The 15,114-nt window shown below is 72.8% G+C and carries 12 protein-coding genes; 8 read left to right on the top strand and 4 right to left on the bottom strand.

Annotated elements, in window-relative coordinates:
• Nucleotides 1-110 precede the first annotated feature (110 nt).
• Entirely contained in the window at nucleotides 111-1,715 is a 1,605-nt protein-coding gene (locus tag ACU6P3_RS30475) for an alkaline phosphatase D family protein (protein WP_447195033.1), read from the bottom strand.
• Between the two features lie 345 nt (nucleotides 1,716-2,060).
• Here ACU6P3_RS30475 and ACU6P3_RS30480 point away from each other — a divergent pair, with 345 nt between their 5' ends.
• The 6 genes from ACU6P3_RS30480 to ACU6P3_RS30505 all read left to right on the top strand — a co-directional run bounded on the left by ACU6P3_RS30480 (nucleotide 2,061) and on the right by ACU6P3_RS30505 (nucleotide 9,145).
• Nucleotides 2,061-5,129 (top strand): alpha-L-rhamnosidase, encoded by a 3,069-nt coding sequence (locus tag ACU6P3_RS30480; protein WP_447195034.1) that lies wholly within the window; start codon nucleotides 2,061-2,063, stop codon nucleotides 5,127-5,129.
• The gene (locus tag ACU6P3_RS30485; RefSeq protein WP_447195035.1) at nucleotides 5,126-6,478 is read left to right on the top strand and encodes an extracellular solute-binding protein; all 1,353 of its coding nucleotides are present in this window, start codon (nucleotides 5,126-5,128) and stop codon (nucleotides 6,476-6,478) included. The genes ACU6P3_RS30480 and ACU6P3_RS30485 overlap by 4 nt, the downstream gene beginning before the upstream one ends.
• Complete coding sequence (locus tag ACU6P3_RS30490; RefSeq protein ID WP_447195036.1) at nucleotides 6,475-7,470, top strand: carbohydrate ABC transporter permease; 996 nt, start codon at nucleotides 6,475-6,477, stop codon at nucleotides 7,468-7,470. Before ACU6P3_RS30485 ends, ACU6P3_RS30490 begins: the two co-directional genes overlap by 4 nt.
• Complete coding sequence (locus ACU6P3_RS30495; protein ID WP_447195037.1) at nucleotides 7,467-8,357, top strand: carbohydrate ABC transporter permease; 891 nt, start codon at nucleotides 7,467-7,469, stop codon at nucleotides 8,355-8,357. The genes ACU6P3_RS30490 and ACU6P3_RS30495 overlap by 4 nt, the downstream gene beginning before the upstream one ends.
• A 293-nt stretch (nucleotides 8,358-8,650) precedes the next feature.
• A complete protein-coding gene (locus ACU6P3_RS30500; protein WP_344283382.1) occupies nucleotides 8,651-8,854 on the top strand; it encodes a hypothetical protein in 204 nt (67 codons plus the stop codon).
• Nucleotides 8,855-8,881: 27 nt separating this feature from the next.
• On the top strand, nucleotides 8,882-9,145 hold the full coding sequence (locus ACU6P3_RS30505) for a hypothetical protein (RefSeq protein ID WP_051764291.1): 264 nt from the start codon (nucleotides 8,882-8,884) through the stop codon (nucleotides 9,143-9,145).
• A 22-nt stretch (nucleotides 9,146-9,167) separates the two neighbouring features.
• Here ACU6P3_RS30505 and ACU6P3_RS30510 read toward each other — a convergent pair whose 3' ends face one another.
• The 3 genes from ACU6P3_RS30510 to ACU6P3_RS30520 form a co-directional block, all read right to left on the bottom strand.
• Nucleotides 9,168-10,622 carry an FGGY family carbohydrate kinase gene (locus tag ACU6P3_RS30510; protein ID WP_447195038.1) on the bottom strand — a complete coding sequence of 485 codons (1,455 nt, stop codon included), beginning with the start codon at nucleotides 10,620-10,622 and terminating at the stop codon, nucleotides 9,168-9,170.
• A 117-nt stretch (nucleotides 10,623-10,739) separates the two neighbouring features.
• On the bottom strand, nucleotides 10,740-11,759 hold the full coding sequence (locus ACU6P3_RS30515; protein ID WP_447195039.1) for a 2-hydroxyacid dehydrogenase: 1,020 nt from the start codon (nucleotides 11,757-11,759) through the stop codon (nucleotides 10,740-10,742).
• Nucleotides 11,756-12,568 carry a DeoR/GlpR family DNA-binding transcription regulator gene (locus ACU6P3_RS30520; RefSeq protein WP_447195040.1) on the bottom strand — a complete coding sequence of 271 codons (813 nt, stop codon included), beginning with the start codon at nucleotides 12,566-12,568 and terminating at the stop codon, nucleotides 11,756-11,758. The genes ACU6P3_RS30515 and ACU6P3_RS30520 overlap by 4 nt, the downstream gene beginning before the upstream one ends.
• 349 nt (nucleotides 12,569-12,917) lie before the next feature.
• Between ACU6P3_RS30520 and ACU6P3_RS30525 the strand changes: the two genes are divergently transcribed.
• On the top strand, nucleotides 12,918-14,471 hold the full coding sequence (locus ACU6P3_RS30525) for an FGGY-family carbohydrate kinase (RefSeq protein WP_447198131.1): 1,554 nt from the start codon (nucleotides 12,918-12,920) through the stop codon (nucleotides 14,469-14,471).
• Complete coding sequence (locus ACU6P3_RS30530) at nucleotides 14,468-15,088, top strand: histidine phosphatase family protein (RefSeq protein WP_447195041.1); 621 nt, start codon at nucleotides 14,468-14,470, stop codon at nucleotides 15,086-15,088. The genes ACU6P3_RS30525 and ACU6P3_RS30530 overlap by 4 nt, the downstream gene beginning before the upstream one ends.
• The last annotated feature ends 26 nt before the right edge of the window (nucleotides 15,089-15,114 follow it).

Raw genomic sequence — 15,114 nt, forward strand, 5'->3', positions numbered from 1 at the left:
CCTGCCCGGATGGCGAGACCGCCCGGGCGTGGTGACGACGCCGAAGACCGGTCCCCGGTCCCCTCGTCATGGCCGGTGTGCCCCGCGTGGCGGGGCACACCGGCCGCCGGTCACGCCTGCTGCAGACCGGGCCGCCCCGCCTCCGTCACGTACGAGGTGCGCGTCGAGACGGGCGCGCCCGGGGTCGTGACGTACGGCAGCACCCGGAAGTCGGCGCGGCAGGTCTGCGGGGTGAGGGAGCAGCGCACGTAACCGCGCTGGTAGTTGGTGAACTTGATGTGGTCGTTGGCGGCGAGCAGGCTCGCCCCGGACGGGTCGAGGTCCATGCCGTCCATCTTGGTGGAGATCGAGGTGCCGACGAACTCGACGCCGATGGTCGCCGAGTCGGGGTCGTCGAAGTCCCGCTTGAGGTTGGCGGCGAGATGGCGGTGCATGTCGCCGGTCAGGACCACCGGGTTGCTGACGTCCCGGTCGACGATCGCCTTGAACAGCCGGTCGCGGGAGGCCGTGTAGCCGTCCCAGAAGTCCATGACGAACGACTGTCCCGGACCGGTGTCGGTGTCGACCTGGGTCACGGGGATCTGCTGGGGGATCAGGTTCCAGGTGGCGTCCGAGCGCCCCAGGCCCTTGTGGAGCCACCGCTCCTGCTCCGCGCCGAGGATCGTGCGCTGCGGCTCCAGCCGTTCCTCGCAGCCGGCCTTCGTGCCGTCGCCGCAGGGCTGGTCGTCGCGGAAGAGCCGGGTGTCGAGGATGTGGAAGCTGGCCATCCGGCCATAGCGGAGCCGGCGGTACATCCGGGCGTTGAAGCCCCTCGGCTTGTTCGGCAGCCGCAGCGGCAGGTGCTCGTAGTACGCCTGGAACGCGGCCGCGGCGCGCTCCCGGAAGACGAGGGGGTCCTGGTCGGGCTCGTTGTCGAGCTTGGAGTGGTCCCGCGCCCAGTTGTCCTCCACCTCGTGGTCGTCCCAGACGACGGCGAACGGGTGGGCCTGGTGGGCGGCGATGAGGTCCTGGTCGAAGCGGTGGAGGGCGTGCCGGTTGCGGTACTGCGTGAGGTTCATCGGCTCGGGACGCAGCTCCGCCGCCACGGGTACCTTGCGCACGCCGCCCATCGCGTCGATCGGGTTCTCGTAGATGTAGTCGCCCAGATGCAGGACGAGGTCGACGTCCTCCTGCGCGAGATGGCGGTACGCGGTGTAGAAGCCCTCGAACCACGCCTGGCACGAGACGAAGCCGAAGTTGAGGGACGAGGGGTTGCTGTGCGCCGCGGGTGCCGTGCGGGTGCGGCCGACGGGGCTGATCACGCCGCCGGCGCGGAAGCGGTAGTAGTACTGCCGTCCGGGGTGGAGTCCGGAGACTTCGACGTGGACCGAGTGGGCGAGTTCGGCCACCGCCCGGGTGGTGCCCCGGCGCACGACGCGCCGGAAGTGCTCGTCGGTGGCGACTTCCCAGCCGACGGGGACCGGTGCGGGCGGCATGCCGCCGGTGCCGTCGGGGGAGAGGGGGTGCGGTGCGAGGCGCGTCCAGAGGACGACGCCGTCCGGCCAGGGGTCGCCGGACGCCACGCCCAGCGTGAAGGGGTCGTCGGTGAAGCGCTGCACGGCGCCGGCTCTGGAGGCCGTCAGTCCGCCGGCGGCGAGGGCCAGGGCGACCGTCCCCGAGGCACCGAGCACCGCGCGTCTTCCCAGCCGTCTGCCGCCGTCATTACCACTGTTCATGCTCATGAATGCAGGTCCGTTCGTCGTGCGGGACCCCTCCGGGCAAGGAGGAGGCCACCGCGTGATTTAACGTCCGTTCATGTGGTAATCACACGGTGGAATATCACGAAGAGTCAGGTGCCACAAGAGCCCCTGCCACCGGGTGACAAAGCCTTGTCGGGGCGACTGTAGGGCTCTTGTATGAGCAGACAGGTGACGCCACGAGGCCGACGAATGACCACCTCGGTAACACTCTTGACACTCCTCGCGAACGGCTCATAGTCTCCACGCCACAGAATTCACGTTGGATTTCACATTCAGAACACCCGTCTTCACGTACGAGGATGACGACGGATCAGCGACGGTGTGAGCGCCCTGGTCGGCGCGAAGGAGGACGTGCCTGTGTCCGGTCCCCCGGCAGCGGATGTGCCCGACCACCGATCCGTCGCACCCGCCGAGGGAGAGCAGGAGAATCCGGGCGCCACGGGGACAGGCACGTCCGCGCGGTCCCCGCGGCCCTACGCCCTGCGCTGCGACCACCGCGTCACGCCGCTGGGCATCGACGAACGCGCGCCGCTGCTGTCCTGGCGCCTCGCCGCCGACCACCGGGGCGACGACCCCGCCGCCCACCGCGTCCGGGTCGCGGAACGCCCCGACGACCTGACCGGCGACTCCCGGCTCGTGTGGGACACCGGGCGCGTGAGCGACCCGGCCGCGATCGGCGCCGTCTACGCCGGCTCCCCACTCCTGCCCCGTACGCGCTACCACTGGCGCGTCGACGTCTGGCCGCGTACGGCGGCGGGGGAGGAGCCGGCCCCGCCCGCCCACGCGACGTCATGGTTCGAGACCGGACTGTCCCCGGCCACCGACCCGCCCGGCGGCGCCGAGGACTCCTGGCGGGCTTCCTGGATCGGCCACCGCCCCGGCCCCGCCGCCGTGATGGACGCGCCGACCGAGGGAGAGCGCGCCCTGGACGACCACGGTCTCGCCCCCTGCCCCGTACTGCGCCGCTCCTTCGCCGCCCGCACCGCCCGGGCCGCCGCGGCAGGCTCCGGAGGCGGCGAAGAGCCCGTCGTACGCGCCCGGCTGTACGTGACGGCGCGCGGTCTGTACGAGGTCACCCTCAACGGCACCCGGGTCGGCGACGCGGAACTCGCACCCGGCTGGACCGACTACAGCCACCGCGTCCAGTACCAGACCTACGACGTGACCGGCCTCCTGCGCGACGGCGAGAACGTCCTCGCCGCGACCCTCGCCGACGGCTGGTGGAGCGGCTTCGTCGGCTTCGAGCCACGACGCGCGGGCGCCCACTACGGCACCTCCCCCCAACTCCTGGCCGAACTGCACCTCACCGGCGCGGACGGCGCCACCACCACCGTCGTCACCGACGACACCTGGCGCACGCACACGGAAACGATCCGACACGCCGACCTCCTCATGGGGGAGTGCCACGACCTGCGCCACACCGCCGACGGCTGGCGGCTGCCCGGATTCGACGACTCCCACTGGACGCCCGCCCTCGTCACCGGCACCGACCACCACCTCCTCGAGGCGTCCGTGGACGAGCCCGTGCGCGCCACCGCCGAGATCCGCCCGCGCGCCATCACCCGCGTCGGCGACGGCGTGCACATCGTGGACTTCGGACAGAACCTCGCCGGGCGGGTACGGCTGCGGGTGCGCGGACTCGCCCACGGAGCGCGGGTCGTCGTGCGCCACGCCGAAGTGCTCGATCCGGCCGGCCGGCTCTACACGGCGAACCTGCGGACGGCCGCGGCCACCGACACCCTGATCGGCGACGGCCGCGCCGAGGCCGTCCTCGAACCGCGCTTCACCTACCACGGGTTCCGCTACGCGGAGATCAGCGGCGTCCCCGCCCTGTCCGAGCGCGACATCGTCGCCGTCGCCCTGCACAGCGACACTCCGTGGGCCGGCTCCTTCGACTGCTCCGACCCCGACATCCGGCGACTGCACGCCTGCGTCGAGTGGGGACAGCGCTCCAACTTCGTCAGCGTCCCCACGGACTGCCCGCAGCGCGACGAACGGCTCGGCTGGCTCGCCGACGCCCAGGTCTTCCTGCCCACGGCCGCCCTCAACGCCGATGTCGCCGCGTTCTTCACCAAGTGGCTGCGCGACGTGGCCGACGCCCGCACCCCCGACGGCGGATTCGGCAACGTCGCCCCGCGCCTCGTCGGCGTCGCCGACGAGGGAGCCCCCGGCTGGGGGGACGCCGGGGTGATCATCCCGTGGCATCTCCACCGCACCTACGACGACCCCCGCTTCCTCGCCAGGGCGCTGCCCGGCATGCGCGCATGGGTCGACCTGATCCACCGTCACAACCCCGACCTCGTCTGGCGCCACCGGGTGGGACCGCACTTCTCCGACTGGCTCGCCCCCGGCGCACCGACCCCGCGCGAGGTCGTCGCCACCGCCTACTTCGCGCACAGCGCCCACCTCACCGCGCGCGCCGCCGACGTACTCGGCCACACCGGCACCGCCCGCGGTTACCACCGGCTGGCGGCCGCCGTCCGGACCGCCTTCACCCAGCACTTCGTCACCGAGCGCTTCGTCGCCGACGACGGACGACCGGGCGGCGGGCGGGAGGTGCGGGTCGAGGGTGACACGCAGACCGGCTACCTCCTCGCGCTCGCCTTCGGCCTGCTGCCCGAGGACCGCAGGGACGCCGCCGCCCGCCGGCTCGCCGAACTGGTCGAGGCGGCCGGGCCCGCGCTCACCACCGGCTTTCTCGGCGTCGCGCTCGCGGCGCCCGTCCTCGACGACCACGGCCGCGCCGACCTGGCGCACGCCCTCCTGCGTCGCGCGGACCCGCCCTCCTGGCTGTTCCCGCTGCGGCACGGCGCCACCACCATCTGGGAACGCTGGGACGGCTGGACACCGGACACCGGGTTCCGCGCCCCGTCGATGAACTCCTTCAACCACTACGCGCTGGGTTCGATCGGGGAGTGGCTCCACCGCGGCGTCGCCGGCCTCGACCAGCGCCCCGACTCCACCGGCTACCGCCACCTGCTCATCAGACCCCGGCCCGGCGACCTCGCCCACGCGAGCGCCCGTTACGAATCCGTGCGCGGCACCGTCGCCGTCCGCTGGGAACGCCACGGCGACGCCCTGACGCTCCGGGTGCGGGTGCCACCCGGGGCCGACGCGGAGGTCCACGTACCCACCACCGACCCCCGCACGGTCCGGGAATCCGGTCTGGTCCCCGAGGACGTCCCGCACCTCACGCCCCTCGCGGCCACCCCCGGACACGCCGCCTACCGCGTGGCCTCCGGGGTCTACCGCTTCACCGCGACGTACGCGCCGGCCCCGGCACCCCGGCCGCCGGCGGCCCCGTCCCGTCCGCCGCGCACCACGAGCCCGCGCACATCCCGTACGGCGGCACCTTCGTTCGTCGGCTCCCCCGAGGAGGAGACACCATGACCACGGGTTTCCCCAGGTCCAGGCATGCGAGGACCGACGGGCCGGGGGACGGCCTGCCCGTCCCGCCCGGCCGTGGGACCGTCAGCCGTCGCGGGCTGCTGCGGATCGGGGGCACCGCCGCGGCCGCCGCCGCGCTCCCCGCCGCCCTCACCGCGTGCTCCGGGTCGGGCGGCGGCACGGGGCAGGTACGCGTCGTCGGCGTCGCCGACCAGCAAAAGCCCCTCGAAGAACTCATCGCCGCCTACCGCGCGGACCACCCCGACGACCGGTTCAGCACCTCCTTCGCGCCCACCGACCAGGTGCAGACCGTCGTCCGCACCCAACTCGCCGGGGGCAACGCGCCCGACGTGCACGTGCTGTACCCCGGCAGCGGCAGCGCGATGTCCATGGCCGAACTCGCCAAGGCCTCACTCCTCACCGACCTGAGCGCCCAGCCCTGGACCAAGGGCATCCCCGCCTCCTTCGACGCGGCGTACCGCAGGGACGGCAAGACCTATCTGTACTCGGCCGGCAGCAGCGTCATCGGCGCCATCTACAACAAGAAGGCGTTCGCCAGGGCCGGTGTCGAACCGCCGCGCACCTGGGCCGAACTCCTCGACGTCTGCGGCACGCTCAAGGCCGCGGGCATCGTGCCGATCGCGCTCGGCGCCCAGACCCCCTGGGTCACCCAGCTGATCAGCTACGCCCTGGTGCCCGACGCCGTCTACGCGCGGGAGCCGGACTTCGACGACCGGATGACCGCCGGACGCGCCACGTTCGTGGACTCCGGCTGGGCCGACGCACTGGGCAAATACAAGGAGCTCCAGCGCAAGGGCTTCTTCAACGACAACCCCAACGGCACCACGTTCGAGCAGCAGACCTCCCTCGTCGCGAGCGGGAAAGCCGCCATGGCCGTCCAGGTCTCCGCCGTCCTGTCCACCTTCCGCCAGGCCACCAGGACCCCCGACGACCTCGGCATGTTCCCCTTCCCCGCGGGCGACGACGCGAAGAAGCAGTGGATCCCGGCGGGCGTCGTCGTCGGCCTCGGCGTCGCCGCGCACGCCAAGAACCCGGACAGGGCGAAGGCGTTCGTGGAATTCCTCGGCCGGCAGGAGAACATCGACCGCTGGGCGAAGGCCGTCTCCGCGATCCCGTTCAAACGCGGCGCCGCCACCCGGCTCGACCCCGTCCTCGACCCGTTCCTTCCCGTCATCGACGCCGGCCGGGCCGTCCCCTTCATGGACCAGCGCTGGCCCAACGCCGAGGTCCAGCCCGCGCACTTCGCCGCCGTACAGGACCTGCTGGCCGGGAAGAAGGACGTCAAGGGCGCGCTGACGCAGATGGACGCGGCCTACAGGAAGAAAGCGTGAACTCCGCCCCCCGCACGGCCACCTCCGGCGCCCCCCGCGCCACCCCGCCCCGGTCCGCGCCCGCCAAGGGCCCCGGCGGGCCGGGCGGGGGCGGACGCGCCCGGTGGTCCCCGTTCCGGACCGACCCGTCCGTCCCGCCCTGGATCTTCGTCGTCCCCGCGCTCGCCGTGTACGCCGTCGTCGTCCTCTACCCCAGCGTCGCGGGGGTCGTCTACGCGTTCACCGACTGGTCCGGCGTCGGCTCGTTCTCCTTCGTCGGCGTGGACAACTTCCGTACGCTGCTGGACGACCGGCGGGCCCTGGAGTCCGTCGGCAACACCCTGCTGCTCACCGTCGCCGTGGTCGTGGTACAGAACGGCATCGGCCTGCTGCTCGCGCTCGGCGTGCACGCGAACATCCGCTCCAGGGGCCTGCTGCGAGTGATCTTCTTCGCCCCCGCCGTGGTCAGCCCGGTGATGGTCGCTTTCCTGTGGAAGTACGTGTACAACCCCGAGGGCGGCGCCGGGCTCAACGGCGTCCTCGGCGCCCTCGGCCTCGGCGGTCTGCGCCAGGACTGGCTCGGCGACCCCTCGCTCGCACTGTGGTCCGTCGCGGCCATGGTGATCTGGCAGTACGCGGGCTATTCGATGGTCATCTTCCTCGCCGGGCTGCAGGGCGTGCCGGCCGAGCTGCACGAGGCCGCCACCATCGACGGCGCCGGGGCGTGGCAGCGCTTCCGCTACGTGACCTGGCCGCTGCTGGCTCCCGCGCTGACCATCAACCTGATGCTGTCGACCATCGGCGGCCTCAAGCTCTTCGACCAGGTCTACGCCGCGACCAACGGCGGGCCCGGCACGGCCAGCGAGACCCTGTCGACCGTCCTGTACAAGGAAGCCTTCGTGTACGGCAAGTTCGGCTACAGCACCGCTGTCGCCCTCGTCCTCGCGCTGTTCGTCGCCGCGGTGTCCCTGGTCCAGCTCCGTTACCTGCGCGCCCGGGAGGTCACCGCGTGAGCGCCGCCACCCCCGTCCGTCCCGGTGCCTCCGAGCCGTCGGCCCGCGGTGCCGACCGCCGCCGGCGCCTGCCCCGGTCCGGCCGCTACCTCCTCGAACTGGTCATGGCCGCCGCCGCGGTGGCCTTCCTCTTCCCCGTCTACGCCCTGGTCAGCATGGCCATGAAGGACCCGCGGCAGATCGCCGAGTCGCCGCTGGCCCCGCCCGCGCCGCCCACCCTTGCGAACTTCGGCGACGCCTGGTCCTCCGCGTCCCTGGGGCCCGCGCTGGTCAACAGCACGGTCATCACGGTCGCCAGCCTCCTGCTGCTGATCGTCCTCGGCTCCACCGGCGCCTACTACCTGGCGCGCCGGGCCCGCGGGCTCGGCTACGGGCTCTACGTCCTGTTCCTGCTGGGGATCGTCCTGCCGTTCCAGCTCGGCATGATCCCGCTGTACAAGCTGGTCGACAGCCTCGGCTGGCTCGGCACGTACCAGGGCATGGTCCTGTTCTACACGGGCATCCAACTGCCCTTCACCGTCTTCCTCTACACCGGGTTCATCCGCGCGCTGCCCCAGGACTACGCCCAGGCCGCGCTGATCGACGGATGCGACCACCGCCAGGCGTTCACCCGGGTCGTCTTCCCCCTGCTGCGGCCGATCACCGGGACCGTGATCATTCTGAACGCCGTGTTCATCTGGAACGACTTCTTCACCCCCCTGCTCTACCTCGGCGGCTCCGACAAGGAGACCGTCCCGGTGGGGATCTTCTCCTTCGTGGGCCAGTACGTCTCCGACTACGGCCTGGTGTTCGCCGGACTGGTGCTCGCGGCGCTGCCCGTGCTGCTGGTGTTCCTCCTGCTCCAGCGCTACGTGATCAAGGGATTCGCCGGCGGCCTCAAGGGCTGATTCTCCGCGCGGGTCCTCCGCGCCGGTTCTCCGCGGAGCGTGCTCGCTCCCCTCACTCGAAAGGGTTGTTCCGCGGAACGACCTCTGTCGCTGTCCGTGCGGTGTGTGCGCCAATTGACTCACCCACCGGGGTCGCCGGAACGGGGCGACAGCCAGCAGGACATGTCGAGCCGGTCAGCGGGACGGGTGGGACACCACATCACACGAGGCCGTCGGCCGGGCCGCGTATCCATGCCCGGGCGGAGAACGACCTGGCACCGGGCGGCGGGCTCCCTTCAGAGAAAGGGACACGCATGGCGAGTTCCGACGCGCAGGGCGCCGCACCCCGCGTTCTTGCCGCCGTCGACGACCAGGCGCCGCCGACCGGCGGGCCTGCCACCGCCCTCGTGGCGGTCGCGGCCGTCGACGACATGGCGGCGGACGAGGCCGGTCCCCGTTCCACCGCGGCCACCGAGGCCCCGAGGGTCCTCGCGGCCATCGACGACCAAGCGGTCTGAGACCGTCGGCACCAGGAGGAAAACCGCATGAGTACCGTCATCCGGCGTGTTGTCGTGGGCTCCGGCCACGGCACGTTCAAACTCCCCGTCAATTCATCGGTCACCAACCGGAACAGCAGCGTCGTCGTGTCGATCAGTGAGATCGACGCGAACGGAAACGCCTTCATCGGCGCCGCACGGCTCGCGGTGTACAACGTCGCCCCCAGGGACGGCGGCTACGACCTCTGGGTCGAGATCAGCTGGAACAGTGACCTGAGATACCGGATCACCGTCCTGGTCAGCAACGACTGACCGAAACGACACAGCGCGGGGATCAGTACGCGTCGGCCGGTCCCCGCCACCGTGCCCGGGCACTCCCGACCCGGAACAGATAGTCGGCGTAGGCATGTTCGTAGAACGCGACGCCCGCGGGATCGGGATCCACCACGGCGTCCGGCGCGGTCCACTCCGCCGCGTCCACCGCGTGCCCCAGCTCCGCGCCCCGGGCCGCCACCGCCGCCAGGACGGCGCCCCGCGCGCCCGGCTCCGGCCCCCGGGCCACCCGCAGCGGGCGGCCCAGCACATCGGCGAACATCCGCAGCCACGGCAGGCTGCGCGCACCGCCACCGCACACGGCGAGCTCACCGGTGAGACCCGCGGCCTCGAGGCAGTGCCGCGCCGCGAACGCGATCGCCTCGCACATGGCCCGTACGAGATCGGCGCGCGAGGCCCGCAGGTCCAGCCCCGTGAACTCCGCGCGGGCGGTGGGATCGACGAACGGAACCCGTTCCCCGGAAGGCGACAGATAGGGCAGCGCCGTCACCCCCCGGGCACCGCGCGGGGTGTCCTCCAGCATCCCGGACACCTGCTCGTAGGAGGTGCCGGTCATCCGCAGCACCCAGTCCAGCGCCACGGTGCCGGTCATCGCCGGCAGCGCCCGCAGATGACGGTCGGACCGGGCCGTGGCCAGGTGGAAGCCGACCGGATCGGCCTCGAACGCCACGCTCTCCACGACGACTTCGCACGCCAGCGTGGTGCCCACGATCAGCAGCCCGTCGCCCGGTTCCGTCACCCCGGCCCCGAGCGCGCACGCGGGCAGGTCGTACGGCCCCGAGCAGACCGGGGTTCCGGCCGGCGGTCCCGGCACCCGGCCGTGGGCCTCGCCGCAGGGGAGGTCCGGCACGATCGGCGGCAGCAGGTCCGCCCGGTGGGCCACCGAGAGGTCCTTCATCGCCTCGGGGGAGTACGCGCGGGTCCGCGGGTCGAGGAAGGGGACGGACGCGTCGGACAACTCGGTGCCACGCTCGCCCGTCAGCCGCAGTTGGAGGATGTCCTTGCACGCGGCGGCGGTCGTGGCCGCGTCCAGGGACTCCGGTTCCTCGCGGTCGAGCCAGGCCAGCAGGGGCCCGGGGGAGCCGGGGAAGAGCACGTTCCCCGTCCGCCGGTACATCCGCTCGGCCGTGCCGTCCGCCATCCAGTCCGCCACGAGGCCGCCGGCCCGGCCGTCCATCCAGGACAGCGCCGGCCGTACGGCCCTCCCGTCGGGCCCGGCCAGCCACAGCCCGTCCCCCTGTCCGGTGAGGGCGACCAGCGCGGGATCGTGGCCGCGGGTCACCGCCGACAGGACCGTGGAGGCGGCGCGGACCACCTCGTCGACGTCCTGCTCGACGCGTTCGCCCGCGCCGCCGAGCGCGATCGGGGTCGACTCCACCCGCAGCGCCGTGCCGTCCGGCGCGAAGGCCACGGCCTTGGCGATCGAGGTCCCCATGTCCAGTCCGACGAACACCATGTCTCCTCTTTCCCGGGATGACGGTGACGTGCTCCGCGATCTGCTCGGACGTGCTGTTCCCGCTGGTTCTGCCCGCTCCCGCCGTACGTCCCGGCGCGCGTGCCGGCCGGCGCCCCGTCAGGCGACGCGGTGCGCCGGCGGCTCCCCCCGCAGGAAACGGCCCACCTCGGCGGCGGCGATCCGAGCCGCGTTGTGCGCCACCGCCGTGTTCGCGCCGGCCAGGTGCGGCGTCATCACCAGCCGGGGCGCCGACCGCAGCCGTGAGTCCGGCGGCGGGGGCTCCACGGCGAACACGTCCAGTCCGGCCGCCGCGAGCCGGCCCGACTCCAACGCGTCGCACAGCGCGTCCTCGTCCAGCAGCGCACCGCGCGCGCAGTTGACGACCACCGCGCCCTCCGGCAGCAGCGCCAGCTCCCGGGCGCCCAGCAGGCCCCGCGTCTCGGGTGTCAGGCGCGCGTGCAGCGACACGACGTCGGAGCGGCGCAGCAGGTCCGCCAGCTCCCCGACCGGCGTGCCCGCCTCCCGCAGCACCGCCGGATCGGCGTACGGGTCGTACACCAGCACCCGCGCGCCGAGCGCGGTCAGCGCCCGCGCCACCCGGCTGCCGACCGCGCCGCAGCCGATCAGCCCGACCGTCGAGCCGTCCACGCCCGGCCCGCAGTTGTCGTACGTGTAGAACTCGCCCGCCCAGCGGCCCTCGGCGAGCGCCGCCGAGGTCTCCGGGATCCGGCGCATCGCCGCGAGCATCAGGCCGAGCGTGTACTCGGCGGTGGCGGCGGCGTTGCGCCCCGGGGTGTTGCACACCTGGACGCCGCGTTCCCTCGCGGCCTCCAGGTTGACGTTCACCGGGCCGCCCCGTCCGACGACCACCAGCCGCAGCTCCGGCGAGCCCTCGAGCACCTTGCGGGTCAGCGGAGCCATCTGCGTGACACACACCTGGACACCGTCGAGCGCGTCGAGGAGCGTCCGCTCGTCGCCGGACGCCTCGGTCACCTCGCCGACCGGTCCGAATGGTGTCAGCGGCCAGGGCAGGCGCAGGCGGGTGATCGTATGGCCGGAGCCGATCTCGGCGTCGAGCTCCCGGGCGAACAACTCGGGGGCGACGAAGTGGTCACCGGCGGCGAGGATGGTCGTCAACGCGGTCTCCTTGACGGGGGATCGGGGATCGGTGCGACGTCGTAACGCACTCCGCGCTCGTCCAGGGACCGCAGGTCGTCCGGCGGGGTGCGGCCGTCGACCAGAACCAGGTCGAAGGTGGACAGCGGGGTCAGCCGGTGCAGCGCGGTACGGCCGAGCTTGGAGTGGTCGATCAGGAGGACGGAGCGGCCGGCGGCGGCGAGCATCGCGCGCTTGACCGCCACTATGCGCTGTTCCTGGTGGAACGCGTGATCACCGTACACGGACGACACGGACACGAAGCACAGGTCGACCCGGAGCGCCTCGACGGCCTCCACACAGGGGACCCCGAGGAAGGAGTCGTGCAGGGGGTCGTAGTCGCCGCCGAGGGCCATCAGCTGGATCCCGCGCTCCTCGGCGAGCAGGTTGATCGCCTCACGGAAGTTGGTGACGACGGTCAGCGGTTCGAACCGGGGGAGCAGCCGGGCCAGTTCCAGCACCGTGGTCGAATCGTCGATCAGCACGGACATGCCCGGTTCTATGAGCGTCGCGGCCCTGGCCGCGAGCGCTTCCTTCTCCGCACGCATGGTCTTCTTGCGGAAGGCGACGTTGCTCTCGAAGACCCCGGAGGGCTGGGCGGTCACGCCGCCGCGGAACTTGCGCAGGATGCCTTCGCGTTCGAGCTCGTCGATGTCCCGGTAGATCGTCATGGGGCTCACGCCGAACCGCTCCGCCAGGTCCGCCGCCGAGGCCGACCCCTCGCTCAGCACATGGTCGGAGATCTCCCGGCGCCGCTGTACGGGGCCTCGGTGGCTTCGGTCCTGTGACATTCCCGGTCCTCATCCCGCTGACGTCGGCCGCGGGCGGGTGAGGACGTCTGCGCTCCTCCGCCCGGGACACCTCATCAATAACATGAAAGTGTGAGGATATAACAGAGATGTTGTTGTACCGTTCGGGCAGTGTTTCCCACAGCGGTGACCGGGTCAACCCGGGAGCGGCCTCGGCCTGGCGGACGACGCCCAGGTGGGGCATGGGGCAGCGGTCGTACGGGAAGCATGTTCCCGGGCCCGGCGAGGGCCGTGACCAGCATGTGAAAAGCGTGGTGGGATCACCGGAGAACACCCGGCGGCCACGACGACCGGAAAGCGGGAGCCTGTGACGGACACACGCCACCAGGACATGTGGATGGGCGTCGATCTGGGGACCCAGGGCGTGCGGGTCCTGGTGGTCACCGACGACGGGGAAGTGGTCGGCCGGGGCTCCGCCCCGCTGACCGGCCACCGCGACGACGGGCGGCACGAACAACTGCCCGCACACTGGTGGGACGGTGTCGGAGCCGCCGCCCGGCAGGCGCTGCGCACGCTCCCCGCCGAGCGCGTCCGGGGCCTCGCGGTGTGCGGCACGTCGGGCACGGTCCTGCTGACCGACTCACGCGGCGAACCGGTCACTCCGGCGCTGATGTACGACGACGCCAGGGCCGGCGCCGAGGCGCGGGACGCGCAGGAGGCCGGCGCGGACGTCTGGCGCGCGCTCGGCCACCGTATCCAGCCCACCTGGGCGCTGGCGAAACTGCTGTGGCTCCACCGCGCGGGGCGCGGCGAGGGGAGCGAAGGGCCGGACGCCCGGGGCGGCGGGGGCCGCCGGGCCGGCGGCGGCGGGGGCGGCGGGGGCGCACGCGTCTGCCACCAGGCCGACTTCATCACCCGCCGGCTCGTCGGCCACCCGGTACCCGCCGACTCCAGTCACGCCCTGAAGACCGGATACGACGTGCTCCACCGCGCCTGGCCCACCGAAGTCCTCGACCGGCTCGGCCTGTCCGGGCTCGACTTCCCCGCCGTGACCGCGCCCGGCACCCGGCTCGGTACGGTCTGCCGCGCGGCGGCGGAGGCCACGGGCCTGGCCGAGGGAACCCCGGTCATCGCGGGCATGACCGACGGCTGCGCGGCCCAACTCGGCTCCGGCGCCTGGGGAGTCGGCCGGTGGAACTCCGTCCTCGGCACCACCCTCGTGCTCAAGGGCGTCACGGCCGACCCGCTGCACGACCCCGCCGGCGTGCTCTACAACCACCTCTCCCCGGACGGGAACTGGCTGCCCGGCGGGGCCTCCAGCGTCGGCGCGGGCGTGCTGAGCGGTGCCTTCCCCGGAGCCGACCTGCAACGCCTGGACCGGCTGGCCGCGGGAAGGGAACCGGCGAGCGTCCTCGCGTACCCTCTGGTCTCACGCGGCGAGCGGTTCCCGTTCCTGGCCGCCGAGGCGGAAGCCTTCCTCACCGGCCCGCCCGCCGACGACGCCGACCACCACGCCGCCCTGCTCCAGGGCGTCGCCCTCGCCGAACGGCTGTGCCTCGCCTACGTACGGCTTCTCGGCGCGCCCGTCGAGGAGCCGGTCACCTTCACCGGCGGTGCCACCCGCAGCCCGTACTGGAACCAACTGCGCGCGGACGTGCTCGGGCTGCCGGCCCGGATTCCGGAACACACCGACTCGGCCCTCGGGATGGCGGTGCTCGCCGCGTACGGCGTACGGCGGGTGTCGGGCGGCGGCGGGACCCGGGCCGGTGCCCCGGCCGCGGCGCTCGCGGACCTCGCCGGTATGGTGCGCGTCCGTACGGTCCTCGACCCCCGTCCGGAGGTACGCCGCCGATTCGACCAGCCGTTCGCCGAGCTGGTCGGCGAACTGGAACGACGTGGCTGGCTGCCCTCGGAAACCGCCGCCTACGCACGGGAGCACGGATGACCACCCCCGAACCCACCACCCTGTTCCTCACGCGACACGGGGAGACCGTCTGGCACGCGGAGAACCGCTACGCGGGTGTCAGCGACATCGAGCTGACCCCGCGCGGCATCGAACAGGCCGAGGCGCTCGGCGCCTGGGCCGCGGGCGCCGCGCTGGACGCGGTCGTGACCTCGCCCCTCTCCCGCGCCCGGCGCACGGCGGCACCCGCGGTGCGGACCACGGGCCTCGACCCCGTCGTGGAACCGGAGCTGACGGAGCTGGACTTCGGGATCGTCGAGGGCCGTACCCTCGCCGAGCTGGAGCGGTCCCATCCGCGCGAGGTCGAGGCGTTCCGCGCCGATCCGGCCGCCCACCCGCTGCCGGGCGGGGAGGACCCCCTGGCAGCGGCGGGCCGCGGCGCCGGCGCGCTGCTGCGGCTGGCCGAGGCGTACCCGGCCCGCCGTGTCCTCGTCGTCGCGCACAACTCCCTGCTGCGGCTGGTGCTGTGCCGCCTGCTCGCCATCCCGGAGAGCGAGTACCGGCGGGTGTTCCCCGGCCTGCGCAACTGCGCGATCACCGAACTGCGGGTGGCGGACGGACAGGTCTCCCTGATGTCGTACAACGTGCCCACGTCGTAGACGCCGCGCGGCCTCGCGTCAACACG

It is taken from the genome of Streptomyces hebeiensis, assembly GCF_052983195.1.

What these genes read in the sequence shown, in the direction of transcription:
- ACU6P3_RS30475 (WP_447195033.1), bottom strand. Translation starts at nt 1,715, where the DNA reads ATGAACAGTGGTAATGACGGCGGCAGACGGCTGGGAAGACGCGCGGTG.
- ACU6P3_RS30485 (WP_447195035.1), top strand. Translation starts at nt 5,126, where the DNA reads ATGACCACGGGTTTCCCCAGGTCCAGGCATGCGAGGACCGACGGGCCG.
- ACU6P3_RS30500 (WP_344283382.1), top strand. Translation starts at nt 8,651, where the DNA reads ATGGCGAGTTCCGACGCGCAGGGCGCCGCACCCCGCGTTCTTGCCGCC.
- ACU6P3_RS30505 (WP_051764291.1), top strand. Translation starts at nt 8,882, where the DNA reads ATGAGTACCGTCATCCGGCGTGTTGTCGTGGGCTCCGGCCACGGCACG.
- ACU6P3_RS30510 (WP_447195038.1), bottom strand. Translation starts at nt 10,622, where the DNA reads ATGGTGTTCGTCGGACTGGACATGGGGACCTCGATCGCCAAGGCCGTG.
- ACU6P3_RS30520 (WP_447195040.1), bottom strand. Translation starts at nt 12,568, where the DNA reads ATGTCACAGGACCGAAGCCACCGAGGCCCCGTACAGCGGCGCCGGGAG.
- ACU6P3_RS30525 (WP_447198131.1), top strand. Translation starts at nt 12,918, where the DNA reads ATGTGGATGGGCGTCGATCTGGGGACCCAGGGCGTGCGGGTCCTGGTG.
- ACU6P3_RS30530 (WP_447195041.1), top strand. Translation starts at nt 14,468, where the DNA reads ATGACCACCCCCGAACCCACCACCCTGTTCCTCACGCGACACGGGGAG.